This window comes from Trichlorobacter ammonificans, assembly GCF_933509905.1.
GTDB lineage: Bacteria > Desulfobacterota > Desulfuromonadia > Geobacterales > Pseudopelobacteraceae > Trichlorobacter > Trichlorobacter ammonificans.
Genome location: NZ_OW150024.1, coordinates 1,550,736 through 1,567,052 on the forward strand (window position 1 = coordinate 1,550,736; position 16,317 = coordinate 1,567,052).

Annotated in this window: 12 protein-coding genes; 9 read left to right on the forward strand and 3 right to left on the reverse strand. The window is 60.6% G+C overall.

The features are described 5' to 3' along the window. Positions 1-126 precede the first annotated feature (126 nt). The 6 genes from RAK07_RS07065 (at position 127) to RAK07_RS07090 (ending at position 7,645) form a co-directional block, all read left to right on the forward strand. Entirely contained in the window at positions 127-2,190 is a 2,064-nt protein-coding gene (locus RAK07_RS07065) for a serine hydrolase domain-containing protein (protein ID WP_305732130.1), read from the forward strand. A gap of 155 nt (positions 2,191-2,345) precedes the next feature. After that, positions 2,346-3,134, forward strand: coding sequence for a transposase (locus RAK07_RS07070; protein WP_305732131.1), 789 nt, complete (start codon positions 2,346-2,348; stop codon positions 3,132-3,134). A gap of 147 nt (positions 3,135-3,281) precedes the next feature. Beyond that, positions 3,282-3,488, forward strand: a complete 207-nt coding sequence (locus tag RAK07_RS07075) for an AbrB/MazE/SpoVT family DNA-binding domain-containing protein (RefSeq protein WP_305732132.1) — start codon at positions 3,282-3,284, stop codon at positions 3,486-3,488. Next, positions 3,485-3,865, forward strand: coding sequence for a type II toxin-antitoxin system VapC family toxin (locus tag RAK07_RS07080; RefSeq protein WP_305732133.1), 381 nt, complete (start codon positions 3,485-3,487; stop codon positions 3,863-3,865). Before RAK07_RS07075 ends, RAK07_RS07080 begins: the two co-directional genes overlap by 4 nt. Positions 3,866-4,321: 456 nt before the next feature. Then, positions 4,322-5,317, forward strand: a complete 996-nt coding sequence (locus RAK07_RS07085; RefSeq protein WP_305732134.1) for an AAA family ATPase — start codon at positions 4,322-4,324, stop codon at positions 5,315-5,317. Positions 5,318-5,320: 3 nt separating this feature from the next. Then, entirely contained in the window at positions 5,321-7,645 is a 2,325-nt protein-coding gene (locus tag RAK07_RS07090; RefSeq protein ID WP_305732135.1) for a S8 family peptidase, read from the forward strand. Between the two features lie 83 nt (positions 7,646-7,728). On the opposite strand, the gene RAK07_RS07095 is transcribed toward RAK07_RS07090, so the two are convergent. The 3 genes from RAK07_RS07095 to ruvB are packed head-to-tail and all read right to left on the reverse strand — an operon-like array spanning position 7,729 to position 10,783. Beyond that, positions 7,729-9,048, reverse strand: a complete 1,320-nt coding sequence (locus RAK07_RS07095) for a leucine-rich repeat domain-containing protein (RefSeq protein ID WP_305732136.1) — start codon at positions 9,046-9,048, stop codon at positions 7,729-7,731. After that, the gene (locus tag RAK07_RS07100; protein WP_305732137.1) at positions 9,045-9,767 is read right to left on the reverse strand and encodes a DnaA/Hda family protein; all 723 of its coding nucleotides are present in this window, start codon (positions 9,765-9,767) and stop codon (positions 9,045-9,047) included. Before RAK07_RS07100 ends, RAK07_RS07095 begins: the two co-directional genes overlap by 4 nt. After that, positions 9,767-10,783 (reverse strand): Holliday junction branch migration DNA helicase RuvB, encoded by a 1,017-nt coding sequence (gene ruvB, locus RAK07_RS07105; RefSeq protein WP_305732138.1) that lies wholly within the window; start codon positions 10,781-10,783, stop codon positions 9,767-9,769. The genes RAK07_RS07100 and ruvB overlap by 1 nt, the downstream gene beginning before the upstream one ends. Positions 10,784-10,911: 128 nt before the next feature. Between ruvB and hrpB the strand changes: the two genes are divergently transcribed. The 3 genes from hrpB to RAK07_RS07120 are packed head-to-tail and all read left to right on the forward strand — an operon-like array spanning position 10,912 to position 16,281. Then, positions 10,912-13,419, forward strand: a complete 2,508-nt coding sequence (gene hrpB, locus RAK07_RS07110; protein ID WP_305732139.1) for an ATP-dependent helicase HrpB — start codon at positions 10,912-10,914, stop codon at positions 13,417-13,419. Between the two features lie 4 nt (positions 13,420-13,423). Further along, positions 13,424-14,938: a phosphotransferase gene (locus RAK07_RS07115; protein ID WP_305732140.1), complete on the forward strand. Its 1,515-nt coding sequence runs from the start codon at positions 13,424-13,426 to the stop codon at positions 14,936-14,938. Further along, positions 14,935-16,281 carry a deoxyribodipyrimidine photo-lyase gene (locus RAK07_RS07120; protein ID WP_305732141.1) on the forward strand — a complete coding sequence of 449 codons (1,347 nt, stop codon included), beginning with the start codon at positions 14,935-14,937 and terminating at the stop codon, positions 16,279-16,281. The genes RAK07_RS07115 and RAK07_RS07120 overlap by 4 nt, the downstream gene beginning before the upstream one ends. Positions 16,282-16,317: the final 36 nt, after the last annotated feature.

Genomic DNA, 16,317 nt, shown 5'->3' on the forward strand with positions numbered 1-16,317 from the left:
GGAGCTCTCAACAACGGATACCGGCACGATCGGCTGCCTGAGCGTAACGATATCCTGACTCGATAGACAGCTACCATCATCTCGACGATGCTCTTGTATGTGTGCCACGAAGAAGGAGTTTTCCATATGAAGCCGTTGAGATCTGTCATCGTCGCGGTGTGCTGTCTGGTGTACCTTCTGTACATAAGTGGCTGTTCCTCTTCTTCCCCCGGCTACACCGCCACCATTAACGAGGGAAGAACGGCCGCAAGGGAAATGATGGAACAAACCGGCGCTTCGTCGATTTCACTGGCCCTTATCGACGGAGAGCAGGTGGTATGGACGGAAACCTTCGGGCTTGCGGATAAAGCGTCCCGGACAGCCCCATCGGCAGATACCATGTACTGTATTGGCTCCACCAGCAAGATGGTGGCAGCCATTGCCGTCATGAAACTGGTGGACCTGGGACTGATCTCCCTCGACAGGCCGCTTAGGAACTACATCACCTCCTTCAGCATGGCATCGCCCGAGTATGCGCAGGTAACCGTCAGAATGCTGCTCAACCATTCGGCAGGCTTCCCCGGCGGAGACTACCGCAATTCGGAAACATCCACCCCCCTGCCGTTCAGCTTTTCCGCCCAAGTCCTGGAAACCCTCAAGACCCAGCGGCTCAAGCATGCACCGGGCTATATGAGCGTCTATGCCAATGACGGTTTTACCCTTATAGAACAGCTCGTTTCGGCGGTTACCGGCAAAAGCTATGCGCAGTTCGTTCAGGAAGAGATATTTACCCCGCTGGGTATGAATACCAGCCGCTATCCTCTGGATTACTTCCCGGACGGCAGCTTTGCTAAACGATATGCCGATGACAGCCCCCAGCCGCAACTATTTTTGAACAGCTTCGGTTCCGGGGGGCTCTACAGCACGCCGGGGGATATGGCGAAAATAGCCATGATGTTTCTGAAAAAAGGAAAGGTCGGCACGGTCCGCATCCTTTCGGAAGCATCGGTTGCGGCGATGGGGGTCGACCAAACGCTCTTCAGCTTTAATCCGGTGAAGTCAAAATCTTTCAGCTATGGCCTGGGCTGGGATACGGTGATTCAGCCGGGGCTGGGTGCGGTCGGTGTGACCGGATGGCAAAAAGGGGGGGATGTAACGCTCTATGGCTCGGCCATGATCGTCGCGCCGGCAGATGGGTTGGCAGTGGTGGTCATGGGTGCTTCAAACAGTTTCGGATCGGGCAGCGCGACCGTTATTGCGGAGCGGATCCTGCTGAGGGCGCTGGCGGAAAAGGGTAGGATTGCTGCCATGCCGACACCGTTGAATCTCCCCACCCGCCCCTTGAAAACAGCATCTTCGGGCCAGTTGGATTCGGCCGTCGGGTACTATGCCAGCAACTCGACCGTCATGCGGGTGCAAAAGCAGCCGGACGATTCGTTAAGCATAGCCAGATACGATGCCGCAACCTCTGCGTGGCAATCCTGGATCACCGGACTGAAACTGCGAGACGACGACCGGTTTTCCAACAACGAAAAACCAGGAATGTCCTTTTCATTCATAACCACGGATGCTCGGCAGTACGTAACAATCAGGTATGTTACCGGCTACGGCCATTACCAGGATGATATAATCCAGGGTCAGAAAATCGCCGCCCCGGGACTACCGGCTGCGTGGAGCAGCAGAGCAGGCAAAAGCTGGCTGCTGGCAAATGAGTATCGCGATTCTGAGGCATGGGAGTCGCCGCTGATGCGCCTGAATACGTTCGATGGCTTTCTCGCGGTAAACAGAGGAGGAGGGCTTCAGGTGGTTGACCCGGCTGCCGGCGACACCAGGGCAGGCATGATGCTGACAATTCCGCAAGTATACGGCAGGGATCTGGACGACGTCGCTATAGACACGACCCGCGGTGAAGAATGGATTCGCTTAGGCAGCACCCTGTATCGCCCACAGGAGACAATCACCGCGCTGTCTGCCGGAAGCTCCGCCGTCACGATAGGTGCCGAAGGGTTTGCTGAATGGCGTAAACTCCCGCCAACAGGTTCCGTATCCATCAGCGGCGCCTCCGTATGGAGGCTGTATGACGCCGGGCTCGAGCAGAAGGCAACGGGCACGGGGGACGGCAGTACCATGCTGCCCGATTCCGGAACGGCGGCCTATCTGGTGCTATCGGCTCCGCCCGGCACCCGGATCACCCTGAACCTGGTACAGTAAAAACGGGTACAATGAGGAGCATGCACCACATTGACATGGTTCATGGTTGGGGTCGGACCAAAATAACAATTCGAGTTTATTAAGATAATCTCAAAAATCAGCCTCATTTTCACGCTTAGAAGTGCATTTTTACCCATCGAAACGAGCTTTTAAGAATGGCACGCGCAAATCGACACCATATTCCGGGGCAAGTGTGGCATATCACCCATCGCTGCCATAAAAAGGAATTTCTCCTGAAGTTTGCCAGGGACCGGCGGCGCTGGCAAACATGGCTGTTTGAAGCCAGGAAACGTTTTGGCCTTCGAGTGCTCAACTATGTGGTTACATCCAATCACATACACCTCCTCGTAATCGATAGCGGTCCTGAGGTGATTCCCAACAGCATCCAGCTTATTGCGGGAAGGACTGCCCAAGAATTCAATCAGCGTAAAGAGCGGAAGGGTGCATTTTGGGAAGACCGTTATCACGCCACTGCCGTTGAACGGAATGAACATCTGATCCGCTGCCTTGTGTACATTGATCTGAACATGGTCCGAGCGGGAGTGGTAAAGCATCCGTCCGAGTGGGAGGCGGGAGGCTTCAACGAGATTCAGAATCCACCCGCTCGGTACGGGGTGATCGATCGCCACGGGCTACACGAGTTCTGCGGCATCCCCGAATGCGAGTCTTTTGCCGAGCATCACCGGCATTGGGTACAAGATGCCTTGCAAAATAACGCGAGCAAGCGGGAGCGTCTCTGGACCGAGGCAATTGCCGTCGGCAGCAGCGGTTATGTTGAAGAAATAAAAGGGAAGCTGGGGACAAGGGCAGTCGGCAGAAAGATTGAAAAGCATGATGGCGATATCTGCATCATCAGAGAACAGCCAGTTTCTTATAATGCCGTTTTCGACCAGGAAAACGAGGCTCTAAGGCAGGAAAATGGTTGTTATTGGGAGAGTTTTTGATTGAAATCAGGACATTAGCTTGGTCCGACCCCAGCCACCACTCCGGCAACCGCAGGAAACGCAGCAGGAACACTGTCATCACCCGGCTTGCACACCATAACGTACCATGTTATCGTACAACGAAATCTTGATCGATACGAGGTTCGTATGAATGCAGTAGCTATTTCCCCCAAGTTTCAGGTCGTCATCCCCAAAGATGTCCGCAACCAACTGCACCTGGTGCCGGGGCAAATGGTGCAGGTCATCCCCTACGAAGGGCGGATCGAGATCATCCCCGAGCGGAGCATCACCGAGATGCGCGGCTTTCTGAAAGGGATCGACACCACCTTTGAACGGGAAGGAGACCGGCAGTGAACATCGTCGATTCCTCCGGCTGGCTGGAGTACTTTGCAGACGGCCCGAACGCCGAGCAGTTTGTCGCGCCGCTGTCCGACCGCGAACGGCTGCTGGTGCCGACCATCATCATGCATGAAGTCTTCAAGGTCGTGCTGCGGGAACGTGGCGAAAACAGCGCCCTTCAGGCCGTGGCCCTGATGCGGCAGGGAACCGTGGCGCCGCTTGGTGAAGATATCGCCCTTTCGGCTGCCCGGCTGGGGGTGGCGCATAAGCTTCCCATGGCTGACAGCATTATCCTGGCGACCGCCCGCCTCCACAACGCGACCGTCTGGACCCAGGACGTCGATTTCGAGGGGCTTGACCACGTGCGGTATTTCAAGAAGCAGGCAGTTTGAGCAGCAGAGAAAGCGGGCCTGACGTTCCGACACGCTGATATCCGGGGAGCAACCTGCCCGCTGAAAAATGCTGGACAACAAACCGGCAGTACGTTACAACGCAGCAACACAACGCCATTGACAGGAAGGCCCATGCGACAGCGGCTTCCAGAAAAACAAAATAAATTCAACCACTAAACCCGCCCAAAAGGCGGGTTTTTCGTTTTCCACAGAGTGTGGAAAGTTTTTTTCAATGGTCTTGTAACAGGTCGGAATTAATCAGGAAAAAAGTTGTGTAAAATTTCTTTCAATTTAAGGGCTCAGAGGGGCGGCTGACAGAAAATTGCCAGATGCCAAGTATGACCCTGGTGAGTCTTTCAGGATATGACGTTATCTAGTCAACCAAATGCAGTCTTATTTGTGATATTAGATAACCGTGTCTGAGACAAGAAGCACAAACTCGCTGAGGAGGCCTCCATGCCGTCAGCTAAGCTACTACGACAATTGATTAAATCTGGCTCTGAAGGCAACTTTGACGCGTTCAGAACGGTTACCGAGCAGGTTATTCAGGAAGAACGTGCCAAGCAGCACCATCTTCTGGCGAATGACCTTGAGCGGCTGCTGTATGGCCGGCTCACTCCAGTAAATGGAGTGAGCAGAACCATTACAGACAAAGTACCTGAAGATAAAGAGCGTGGCCTTGCACTCTTGCAGGTGAGGGAACCAGTCAGAACACTGGAACACATTGTACTTTCAGACGAAAACCGGTCATTGCTCGATGAAATTCTTCAGGAACACCACCGCCGGGATCTCCTTGGCAGCTACGGCATGTACCCGGTTGACAAGATGCTGTTCTGTGGCCCTCCTGGTTGCGGCAAGACGTTAGCAGCAGAGGTAATCGCATCCGAAGTGGGCTTACCACTGGCAATTGTCCGTATCGACAGCGTTGTCTCCTCCTATCTGGGTGAAACAGCGGCAAACTTGCGGAAGGTCTTCGACTTTATTGCCAAAACCCCGATGGTTGTTCTGTTTGACGAATTTGACGCATTGGCAAAGGAACGCAGCGACAGCGCTGAACATGGCGAACTTAAACGAGTCGTCAATGCAGTCCTGCAAATGCTTGACGCCTACGAAGGCAAGAGCCTGCTGATTGCCGCCACCAATCATGAATCAATCATGGATTCTGCTATCTGGCGGCGCTTTGATGAAGTTCTGGTATTCGATACACCCAATGCCGAACAGATTCGCCGTCTCCTTACCATCAAGTTGCAGGGAGTACGACGGGATTTTGAGCTTGATCGGGCCAATCTACCGGGAATGTTCAAAGGCATGAGCTATGCGGATATAGAGCGGGTCTTGCGTCGTGCCATTAAGGACATGATTGTATCAGGCAAAGAATTTCTAGCCATTCGCCATATTCAGTCTGCGCTCAGTCGGGAAGATGCTAGGTTGAACAGACTGAAAAGGATATAACTAATGTCCTATCCACATCTTGTCCTGCAACGAGAAGAGCCAACACCGGAGCGCCGGCCTAGAAGAAGAGGCCCCTCGCACCAACCGGCCGACCCGGCAGCCCATGGAAGAACGCTTCAGAGCTATTTGGGACAGGCTGTAACACAGGCAGATACGGATATTGGCGGGTTTGACGCACGGAGGCTGTTCAAGTTTGAGGTGCAAAAGGGTTTTGACCCGGATGAGTTGCGTAAAGTCTCGCCTGACGTTGAAATTGTCAGCCAGGAAGAGGAACAGGTTGTAGTTGCCTTTGTCAGCGCAGCTGCCTTGCAGGTATTCGAGGCGCGGTTGGCAACCCTTGCTCAGGGTGGTCTTCCGGTTCATTTTAACGTTCTGTATGCCCTGAACAGTTTCAACGGCTGGTTGCCGGAAGACAGAACCGGCTGGGCGCTGCGACGCGATGGCTTTCCTGCAACCGATACCTTTGTTCTGGATGCTGAACTCTGGCCTATTGAAGACAACCCGCAACAACGCCAGCAACTCACTGACACATTCAGGCAGTGGCTGGATGACAACAACTTCACATACATTGATCGTGTCGTACAGCCTGGGATCATCATGTATCGGGTTCGGTGTAATCGGCACCAGGCAGAAAATCTCCTCCTCCATCATCGTGATGTAAGAACCGTTGACCTGCCACCCCGCTATCACCTGGAAACCCAGATTCTCCAGGCAGATGTCCAAACTCTTACACCGCCAGTATCGCCAGCAGAAGAAGCCCCTCGCATTGCCATTCTAGATAGCGGCATTACTGCCAACCATCCGCTAATTGGTCCAGCAGTGGGTGGGACGCACTCCTTTATTGCCGGCCATGATGCCAATGATAACCATGGTCACGGCACTCAGGTGGCAGGCATTGCTCTTTATGGTGATATTGCGAATGCCATTGCCAATAATTCTTTTGTGCCGTCTTTCTGGGTATGCAGCGGCCGTGTTCTGGACGGCAATGCTCAAGCCGATGCAGGATTTATTGAAAACCAGATCATCACTGCCGTTCGGACTCTCCATAACGAGTATCAATGCCGCATTTTCAACGTATCCATCGGCGATACCAATAAGCCGTATATCGGTGGACATATCCGCAGCTTTTCCCGAACGCTTGATACCCTCTCGCGGGAACTCGACATACTGTTTGTCGTTTCGACGGGGAATATGGCATGGGATCAGCTCGAAGGACTGTCCTGGATGAATGATTATCCGGAATATCTTACGCGAGACGAATGGGCAATCATCGACCCTGCACCGGCACTCAATGCACTAACCGTAGGCAGTCTTGCTCGCTATGACCAGAACCACAGGATGCTCAGATATCCTGACGATCCCGCTGAAGTACCCATAGCTAGACATAGCCAGCCATCACCCTTCACCCGCCGTGGTCCGTCAGTTGGCAACGCAATCAAACCGGAGCTAGTTGCTTTCGGAGGCAACTGGTCCCTCAACACCCGGGACGACCACATCAGCTCTCAGCGCCTCGGAGAAGTTACGACAAACAGAACCTTTGCGACGGACGGTCTTTTCAAGGATGCCTGCGGAACCAGTTTTGCCACCCCCCATGTGACCCACCTTGCCGGGCAAATCCTCTGTGAAGTTCCGGATGCCAGCCAGAATCTGCTGCGGGCGCTGCTCGTTACACATGCCCGACTTCCGGCTGGAAGCGATGAAATGTTTCCAGACAAGAACAAGCTGAGAAACGTGCTGGGATACGGAGCAGTAGACCAAGCGGCTCTCATGCGTTCCATCGACAATGAGGTTACTATGATTGCGCGTGGGACTCTGGCAGACAAACGGCATCACTTCTATGAGATTCCTATTCCGGAGGACTTTGTCAGTCAGGGAAAGCGCAACCGTGAACTGACAGTAACACTTGCCCATACGACACCGGTACGGTCAACACGGGTAGCCTATAAAGCGACACGGCTTGAGTTCCGGGTCGTAGCCGCACCGGATATTGATCATGTTTCGACGATGTTCAATCGGGCAACCACTGCTGACGATTACGAGAGGATTGCGGAACTGGGTAACGCCAGTCTCGGCCCCAGCATGCGGTCAAAAGGCACGGTGCAATCAGATACCTGGACTTTCAAACAGTTCAACTCCCAGTCGAAGCTCCGCACGGATCGCCTCTTCGTCGTGGTTACTCGAAATGATTTCCCGTGGGGGACGAGCATCACTTCAACCGATGAAGCGTACGCCTTAACGGTCTGCATGCGTGACCGAACCAATCATCAGGCCCGTCTCTATACCCAGATTCAGGCCCGTCTCCAAGCCCGTGTAAGGATTCGGTCCTGAGACAACAAAGGGACAGACACCAGCTTGAATACCGCAGGTGCCTGTCCCCCTGTTTTTTCAGGTTTGCAAGAGATTTAATCCCGTTACTCGTACCGCCACTTGAAGGTAATCACCTTGCAGGAGGGCATGGCGCTGCGAAAGGCGGCCAGGCCTTCATCCGTGGTCCGGGTGCCGCTGAGGGTGAGCCAGCGCAGCCCTTTCAGGGCGCAGAGGTTTTCCAGGCCGCTGTCGGTGATTTCGGTGTGGTAGATGTAGAGCCGCCGCAGGCCGCTGAGACAGGCCAGCTCCTTCAGCCCTTCATCGGTGACCGTGGTGTTGGAGAGGTACAGCTCCTGCAAGCCGCTTAAACGACTGAGCCAGGTAAGGGCCTCGTTCCCCACGTCGTAGAGGAACAGGGCCTGCAGGTCGTCCGGCTGCAACTGCTCGATGAACTCCATGGGGCTGTTGCCGTCGCCGTCCCCCCGCACATCCAGCCGCACTCCCTTGTCCAGCGGGATTTCCCGCGCTCCCCGCGCCGGTCCCAGCTTCTGCCAGTCACGATAATCCACCGAGCTGATGGCCCGCAGGTAGAGCATGCCGCAGGGGGCGTCACCGGGAAAGCGGATGACCCTGGTTTCCAGGGCCGGGGCCTGCCGCTCCTCCACCGGCTCGGGCTGTCCCTGCAACTGGGCCAGCCGCTTGCGGGCCTTGGCAATATCCAGGTCCACGGTGGCGGCCATTTCGGCCAGGTAGTCGATGCCGTCGGCCAGCCCCTCGTCCACCCGCTGCCGGAAGCAGTAGATGTCGGAGTTCCGCAGTTCCTCGATCCGCTCGATCAGGTCCCTGATGTTCTGCCGGGTCTGGGCGATGCGCCGGATCAGCCGGATCAGCTCGGCGCCGATGTCGATCCCCTTGGCGGTTTCCGGCCCCATCTGCCATTCCTTGAGGATTTTGTTCAGACGGCTGCGGTCCCCCTCCTGGTAGGCCAGGTTGGCAACGGCCATCAGTTCCTGACGGCGGCTTTTCTCCTCCTCGTCGCTGGCCAGGTCGGGGTGAATGGTCTTGGCAACCTTGCGGTACAGGGTTTTCAGGCTTTTCTCGGCAGCAACCTTGGCGGTGGTGTCGATCTCATCGTCCAGGTGGGCGGTGGTGCCGGTGGTGAAGGTACTGCCGGTTTCGGCGGTATGGAAGTATTTGTGGTGTTCCTCGGTGCGCTCGCCGGTCCCCAGCAGGCCGCTGATCTGCCATTCCAGTTGCTCAAGTTCGGCGATCCGCCCCCCCAGCACCTGTTCGTAGGCCCGCTCGAACAGCCTGATCTCCGACTTGACCGTGGCCAGTTCCCGCTCGTACCCGGCCTGTTCCTCAAGCAACTCGGCAAGGATGCGCCGTTTTTCGTTCAGCTCTATCTCTTCCGGGGTTCTCATCGGTTCGCGCCTTCGTCTGTCTGGTGGTGGTGCAGGAACAGTTCACGGGCCAGCCGCAGGGTAATCTTCCGGCCCGAAGCCAGGGCCGCGCGGTACAGGTTGTCGCAGGCCGCCACCAGGGCTTCCGAGTCCCGGGGAAGCACGGTGAGCAGCCAGGCGGCCACGTCGTCCGGCAGCAGCACCTGCCGGTCATGGGCCAGTTTCAGAATCAACTGCTGCCGTGCCCGGTCGTCGGACAGCTCCAGGGCCGCCACCAGCCCCCAGAGCAGGCGGGAGGTAAGGTGCTCGTCCAGGTTGCGCAGTTCCCGCGGGGCCGGCCTGCCTGCCAGGGCCAGGGGCCGCCCTGCGGTGTGCTGGCGGTTGAACGCTTCCCAGATGATGAAACGCAGCTGGTCGGCATCGGCTAACTGGTCAAGGTCGTCCAGCAGCAATACCGGCAGGTCGCACATCTCGTCCAGCAGTTGGTCGGCATCCTGCTCCCGCATGACGGCGCAGGAGAAGATACGGTAGGCGTCGCCGGCCACCTGGCGGCCGATGGCGTGCAGCAGGTGGGTCTTGCCGCTGCCGCCGGGACCGTAGAGGTAGAGCAGCTTTTCCGGGTCAGCCGGGTCGGCGCAGCGTTTGGCGAACTCCAGGGCGGTGCGGGTGCTGGCGCAGGGGATGAAGGAGTCGAAGTCAAAGCGCGGCGGTACGTTCAAATCAAGTATCTGCTGCTGCATCAGAACAGGGCCCCCTGGGGCTGCTGGCTCATGACCCTGCCGAAGTGGCTGAAGGCGGCCGCCGTGGCGGTGCGGCCGCGGGGGGTGCGGTTCAGGAAGCCGTTCTGGATCAGGAACGGTTCGTAGACATCCTCAATGGTGTCGCTCTCTTCGCCGATGGCCGCCGCAATGGTGTCCAGCCCCACCGGGCCGCCGCCGAACTTGTCGATAATGGTGAGCAGGATCATCCGGTCCATCTGGTCGAACCCCATCTCGTCGATCTCCAGCAGCTTGAGGGTATCCCGGACCACGGCCACGGTGATGGCGCCGTCGGCCCGTACCTGGGCGTAGTCCCGCACCCGGCGCAGCAGCCGGTTGGCGATGCGGGGGGTGCCCCGGCTGCGCCGGGCCAGTTCCAGGGCGCCGTCCCGGTCAATGCCCATCCCCAGGATGCGGGCCGAACGGGTGATGATGGTGGACAGTTCCTCGTGGGTGTAGAACTCCAGGCGGGAGATGACGCCGAAGCGGTCCCGCAGGGGCGAGGAGAGCAGGCCGGCCCTGGTGGTGGCCCCCACCAGGGTAAAATGGGGCAGGTCCAGCTTGATGGAGCGGGCCGACGGCCCCTGGCCGATGATGATATCCAGCTGAAAATCCTCCATGGCCGGGTAGAGGATCTCCTCCACCACGTGGGACAGCCGGTGGATTTCGTCGATGAACAGCACATCGTGGGGTTCCAGGTTGGTGAGGATGGCGGCCAGATCACCGGGACGCTCGATCACCGGCCCGGAGGTGGACTTGAGGTTGACCCCCATTTCGCAGGCCACGATGGTGGCCAGGGTGGTCTTGCCCAGCCCCGGCGGGCCGTAGAGCAACAGGTGGTCCAGGGCCTCGCCCCGTCCTTTGGCGGCGTCGATGAACAGCCGCAGGTTTTCCCGGATTTTTTCCTGGCCGATGTAGTCGTTGAGGGTGCGCGGACGCAGGGTGGCGTCGAACTGCAGGTCGTCGTCGCGGCGCTGGGGGGTAATGGCACGTTCCATGGCCGGAAATATGACCTATTTTTTCCCGGTTGTGAATAGCTAATACAGCCAACAGCGCGGAACCGTGACCAATGCCGGAGATTTTAGCGGCACCAGCCACCGGGAATCTGCTACAGTACTCCCTTCCCATGACCACCACACCTTTACCCATAGACGAGATCCTGCCGGAGCTGCTGCGCACCGTGGCGGCCCACCCGTGCACGTTGCTGTCGGCGCCGCCCGGCGCCGGCAAGACCACCCGGGTGCCTTTGGCGCTGCTGTCCGTCATCCCGCCGGAAGCGGGCAGAATCCTGATGCTGGAGCCCCGCCGCATCGCTGCCGTGGCCGCGGCCCGCTACATGGCCGATTCCCTGGGGGAGCCGGTGGGGCGGACCGTGGGCTATGCCGTCCGTTTCGAACGCAAAGCATCGCCGGATACCCGGATCGAGGTGCTGACCGAGGGGATGCTGACCCGCCGCCTGCAGGAGGACCCGGCCCTTTCCGGCGTTGCCTGCGTGATCTTCGACGAATTCCACGAGCGCAGCATCAATGCCGACCTGGGACTGGCCCTTTGTCGAGAGGTTCAGGAAGTGCTGCGTAACGACCTGAAACTGCTGATTATGTCCGCGACATTGGATACCGCCCCCCTGGCCCGGCTGCTGGGGGATGCGCCGCTGGTGGTCTCCGAGGGGCGCAGTTATCCGGTGGAAGTGCGCTACCCGGACCACGACCAGCGGCTGCGGCTGCCGCAGCGGATGGCAGCGGTGATCCGCCGGGTGCTGGCCACGGAGCAGGGAGACCTGCTGGCCTTTCTGCCGGGAAGCGGCGAGATTCGGGCCGTTGAACGGGAGCTGGCCGACTGCGGCGGGGTGCGGGTCTGCCCCCTGTACGGCGACCTGCCGCTGGAGCAGCAGCGCCGGGCCATCCTGCCGGGACCTGAGCGGCGGGTGGTGCTGGCCACCAGCATTGCCGAGACCAGCCTGACCATCGACGGGGTGCGGCTGGTGGTGGACTGCGGCCTGTCCCGCCGCCAGCAGCACGATCCGGCCAGCGGCCTGGACCGGCTGGTGACGGTGCGCAGTTCCCGGGCCTCGGCCCTGCAGCGGACCGGCCGGGCCGGCAGGACCGGCCCCGGCATCTGCTTCCGGCTGTTCTCGGCCCACAACTTCAGCGCCATGACACCCCACACGCCGCCGGAAATCCTCACCGCCGACCTGGCGCCGCTGCTGCTGGAGCTGGCCGCCTGGGGTGCCGCCGATCCCCGCGCCCTCCCCTGGCTGGACCCGCCGCCGGAAACAGCCCTGGCCGCTGCCGCGGAGCTGCTGCGCCTGCTGGGAGCACTGGACAGGCAGCACCGGATCACGGAGCTGGGGCGGGAGATGGTCCGCTACCCCCTGCACCCCCGCCTTGCCCGGTTGCTGCTGGAAGGAACGAAGCAGGACATGACCGCAACGGCCTGCCGTCTTGCTGCGCTGCTGTCGGTGCGGGAGCCGCTGCCCGCGGGACAGCCGGTTCTCTGCGACTCTGACCTGACCCAGCGTCTGGAGCAACCGCTGCAGGGCCGCCGGGAGCGGTCCCCCTCCCCTGCCCTGCGCATTGAACAGCAGTTATTACAAATTGTTGGATCACACAATCTCAAGCAACAGATACGGTCAGGGGCGCACGATCTGGCGCCGCTGCTGCTGGCAGCCTGGCCCGACCGTCTGGCCAGGAAGCGGAGCAGTGCTGAGGAGCGCTTCCTGCTGGCCACGGGCCGGGGGGCAACCCTTTCTCCCCGAAGCGGAGTCAGGAACCGCGACCTGCTGGTGGCGTTGCAGGTGGATGCCGGCAGCGGCAGCGACGGGGTGATCCACCTGGCCTCCGCCGTGACCGAAGCAGAGGTGCGGGAACTGCTGGCCGGCCAGGTGGCCACGGTCCGCCGGGTGCAGTGGGACGAGGCCGCCGGCCGGGTGACGGCAACGGCCGAAGAACGGCTGGGTGCGGTGGTGCTGGCCGGCCGCCCGGTGAAGGCGGACGACACGGAGGCGCTGCCGCTGCTCCTGGAACAGGTGCGCCGCATGGGGGTACCGGCCCTCCCCTGGAGCGCAGCGGCCCGCCAGCTGCAGGGACGGGTCTGCCTGGCCCACCGGCTGCTGCCGGAGGAAGGGTGGCCCGACCTGTCCGATGCCCGGTTGACGGAACAGCTGGAAGCGTGGCTGGGTCCGCACCTGGCAGGTCTGCGCTCCCGTCAGGATCTTGAGCGGCTGGAGATGCTTCATCTTTTAAAAGAAACAATCGGCTGGAACCTGTTGAAAAAACTGAATGACATCACCCCGACACAGGTAACAGTACCCAGTGGCCGCAGCGCTGCCCTGGATTACACCGCCGAGGAAGGACCGGTGCTGGCGGTGAAGCTGCAGGAGTTGTTCGGCCTGGCCGCCACCCCCACGGTCTGCCGGGGGCGCTGCAGCGTGCTGGTGCACCTGCTCTCCCCGGCCGGTCGGCCGGTGGCGGTGACCCGGGACCTGGCAGGGTTCTGGGAACGGGGCTATCTTGACGTGCGCAAGGAGCTGCGGGGCCGCTATCCCAAGCACCCCTGGCCCGACGATCCCGGGAACGCCCCGGCCACCCACCGCACCAAGCGGGCGGTCGAGCAGGCGAACCGGAACGGGAGGTAAGCCGATGTTGCTGGAAATGCACTGTCATACTGCGGAAAAATCGGCCTGCAGCTCGGTCAATGCCGTTGAACTGATCCGGCGGGTGCAGGCCCGCGGTCTGCAGGGGATTGTGCTGACCGATCACCACGCTCTCTGGAGCCATGACGAGGTGCGGGAGTTGCGCAGCCGGGCCGGGGTACCGGAGTATTTCCTGATCCTAGCCGCCCAGGAAGTGACTACGGCCGACCACGGCGACGTGTTGGTGTACGGTGCCACGCTGCCGATTGTCCGGGGTACCCGGCTGCAGGATATTCGCGAAGCCTGGCCAAAGGCCGCCCTGGTGTTGGCCCATGCCTACCGCAAGGGACGGCGGCCCACGGACGACCTGCTGAGCGATCCGCTGCTGGACGGGATCGAAATCTTCAGCTCCAACCATGGCGTGGCGGAAAACAGTCGCGGCCTGGCCGACTGGCACCGCCTGCGTTTCACCGCCATTGCCGGCACCGACACCCACGGCAGCCAGTACGCCGGCGCCTACCCCACCATCTTCGACCATCCGCTGACGGATATCGACGAACTGGCCGCGGAACTGCGCGCCGGGCGCTGCCGTCCTTTTTTCAAGGAAATTCCCCGTTCCGGCGCTAATGCCGTGGTTACGGAGGTGACCTTCGGCACCAAGGAGGGAGACGAGAACCGGGAGCGGATCATCATCCGCACCCTGCGGGACGAGCGGAAATGGCGCAGCACCGAACGGGCGGAAACCGTGATGGCGGCCGTGGCCGCCGCCGGTTTCGGCGCGGGGCGCTACCGGGTGCCCCGCCCCATCGAAATCGACCGGGAACGGATGACGAGCATTGAGCAGGGGATCAGGGGAAAGTCGCTCTTCGACAAGATCTGCGCCGCCGACCGGAACGACGGCCGACGCTATCTGGAGCTGGCGGGACGCTGGCTGGGCAGATTGCATCGGGCAGCCCTGGCCGTTACGCCGCCGCAGCAGTTCGCGGAGCGGGAACCGGCACGGCTGGCCCACTACCTCTCCCGTTTCGAAGCGATTAACCATCGCCACAGCGAGCGAGCCCGCCAGATAGCCAGGGCAGTGGCTGCGGCTGAACGGGAACTGGTCGGCAGCGACGGTTTCGTGCAGGGACATGGCGACTATCATCCTAAGAACGTAATGATCGGCCAGGACCGCCAGGAGGATCGCAGCACCCTCTTTGTTGCAGCCATCGATTTCAGCAGTTCGCTGATGCTCCCCCCCGCCTTTGACGTGGGTACCTTTCTCGCCCAGTACCGTAACCAGTTCTTCGGCGTTCCCGGAATTCTGCACGACCTGCCGGAGACGATCTTTCTGGAAGCCTACCTGGACGAAGGACCACCGGTGGGTGATGAGTTTCTCTGGCAGGTGGAACTGTTCCGCGCCCGAACCAACCTCTCCATCGCTTCCTATCTGATCCGGGTCGGCATGGGGGAAAGCGAGGACCTCTGGCGGGTGCTGGTTGATGCGGAGCAGTCCTTGAACCAGGTCTGGACGTCGCCATGATCGATCCCCGCCGCATCCACCTCCTGAACAACTGCCCGGAACAGACCGGCCCGGTGCTCTACTGGATGAGCCGGGAGCAGCGGGTTGCCGACAACTGGGGGCTCTGCCACGCCCAGCAACTGGCCCTGAAACGGCGGCAAGCGCTGGTGGTGGTTTTCACCCTGGCGGACAGCTTTCTGGGGGCCACCCTGCGCCAGTACGGCTTCATGCTGCGGGGGCTGGAGCAGGTGCGGCAGCAGCTGGCAAAACTGAATATCCCCTTTGTGCTGCTGCGGGGGGAGCCCCGGACAGAGCTGCTGCGCTTTATCGGGGCCAGCGGGGCCGGGTGCGTGGTCTGCGACTTCGACCCGTTGCGGATCAAGCGCACCTGGCGCGAGGGGGCTGCGGCCGCGGCAACGGTGCCGTTCATCGAGGTGGACGGCCACAACATCGTCCCCTGCCGTGTGGCCTCCCCCAAGCGGGAGTACGGCGCCTACACCCTGCGGCCCAAGCTGCACCGGCTGCTGCCGGAGTTTTTGACGCCCCTGCCCCGGCTTGAACGTCACCCTTTTCCCTGGAGCCCCCCCCTGCGGCAGGAGCCCTTTGACCTAGACCGGCTGCTGTCCGAGTTGCCCTGCGACCGTTCGGTTCCCGAGGTAAGCGGCTTCATGCCCGGCGAAGAGGCTGCCGCCGAAGCCCTGGCCGATTTCATCACCACCCGTCTGCCCGGCTATGCCCTACGCCGTAACGACCCCTGCGCCAACGGCCAGTCCGGCCTTTCCCCCTGGCTGCATTTCGGCCAGCTCTCTCCCCAGCGGGTGGCCCTGGCCGCGACTGCCGGCAACAGCGATCCCGACCGGGAAGCGTTCCTGGAAGAGCTGATCGTGCGGCGGGAGCTGGCGGACAACTTCTGCTGGCACTGCCCCGGCTACGACCGTCTGGATGCGGCGCCGGACTGGGCCCGCGCCACCCTGGAGCAGCACCGACACGATCCCCGTCCCTGGTGCTACGGGCAGGATGAGCTGGAGCACGCCGCCAGCCACGACCCGCTCTGGAACGCGGCGCAACGGGAGCTGACGACCACCGGCAAGATGCACGGGTACCTGCGGATGTACTGGGCCAAGAAAATCCTGGAGTGGTCCGCCTCGCCGGAAGAAGCCCTGGCCCACGCCATCTTCCTGAACGACCGTTACGCCCTGGACGGCCGCGATCCCAACGGCTACGCCGGCATCGCCTGGTCCGTCTGCGGCGTCCACGACCGGGCCTGGGGCCGCCGCCCCATCTTCGGCACCATCCGCTACATGAGCTTTGAGGGCTGCAGACGCAAGTTCGACGTGGCCCGCTACAGCGCAACCGTGTACTAGCCTCTTCCCTTTCCGCTACAACCGGTGCATAATATC

Coding starts and splice junctions, on each gene's coding strand:
- RAK07_RS07100 (WP_305732137.1), bottom strand. CDS start 9,767: ATGCAGCAGCAGATACTTGATTTGAACGTACCGCCGCGCTTTGACTTC.
- RAK07_RS07085 (WP_305732134.1), top strand. CDS start 4,322: ATGCCGTCAGCTAAGCTACTACGACAATTGATTAAATCTGGCTCTGAA.
- RAK07_RS07115 (WP_305732140.1), top strand. CDS start 13,424: ATGTTGCTGGAAATGCACTGTCATACTGCGGAAAAATCGGCCTGCAGC.
- RAK07_RS07065 (WP_305732130.1), top strand. CDS start 127: ATGAAGCCGTTGAGATCTGTCATCGTCGCGGTGTGCTGTCTGGTGTAC.
- hrpB (WP_305732139.1), top strand. CDS start 10,912: ATGACCACCACACCTTTACCCATAGACGAGATCCTGCCGGAGCTGCTG.
- RAK07_RS07075 (WP_305732132.1), top strand. CDS start 3,282: ATGAATGCAGTAGCTATTTCCCCCAAGTTTCAGGTCGTCATCCCCAAA.
- ruvB (WP_305732138.1), bottom strand. CDS start 10,783: ATGGAACGTGCCATTACCCCCCAGCGCCGCGACGACGACCTGCAGTTC.
- RAK07_RS07120 (WP_305732141.1), top strand. CDS start 14,935: ATGATCGATCCCCGCCGCATCCACCTCCTGAACAACTGCCCGGAACAG.
- RAK07_RS07090 (WP_305732135.1), top strand. CDS start 5,321: ATGTCCTATCCACATCTTGTCCTGCAACGAGAAGAGCCAACACCGGAG.
- RAK07_RS07070 (WP_305732131.1), top strand. CDS start 2,346: ATGGCACGCGCAAATCGACACCATATTCCGGGGCAAGTGTGGCATATC.
- RAK07_RS07095 (WP_305732136.1), bottom strand. CDS start 9,048: ATGAGAACCCCGGAAGAGATAGAGCTGAACGAAAAACGGCGCATCCTT.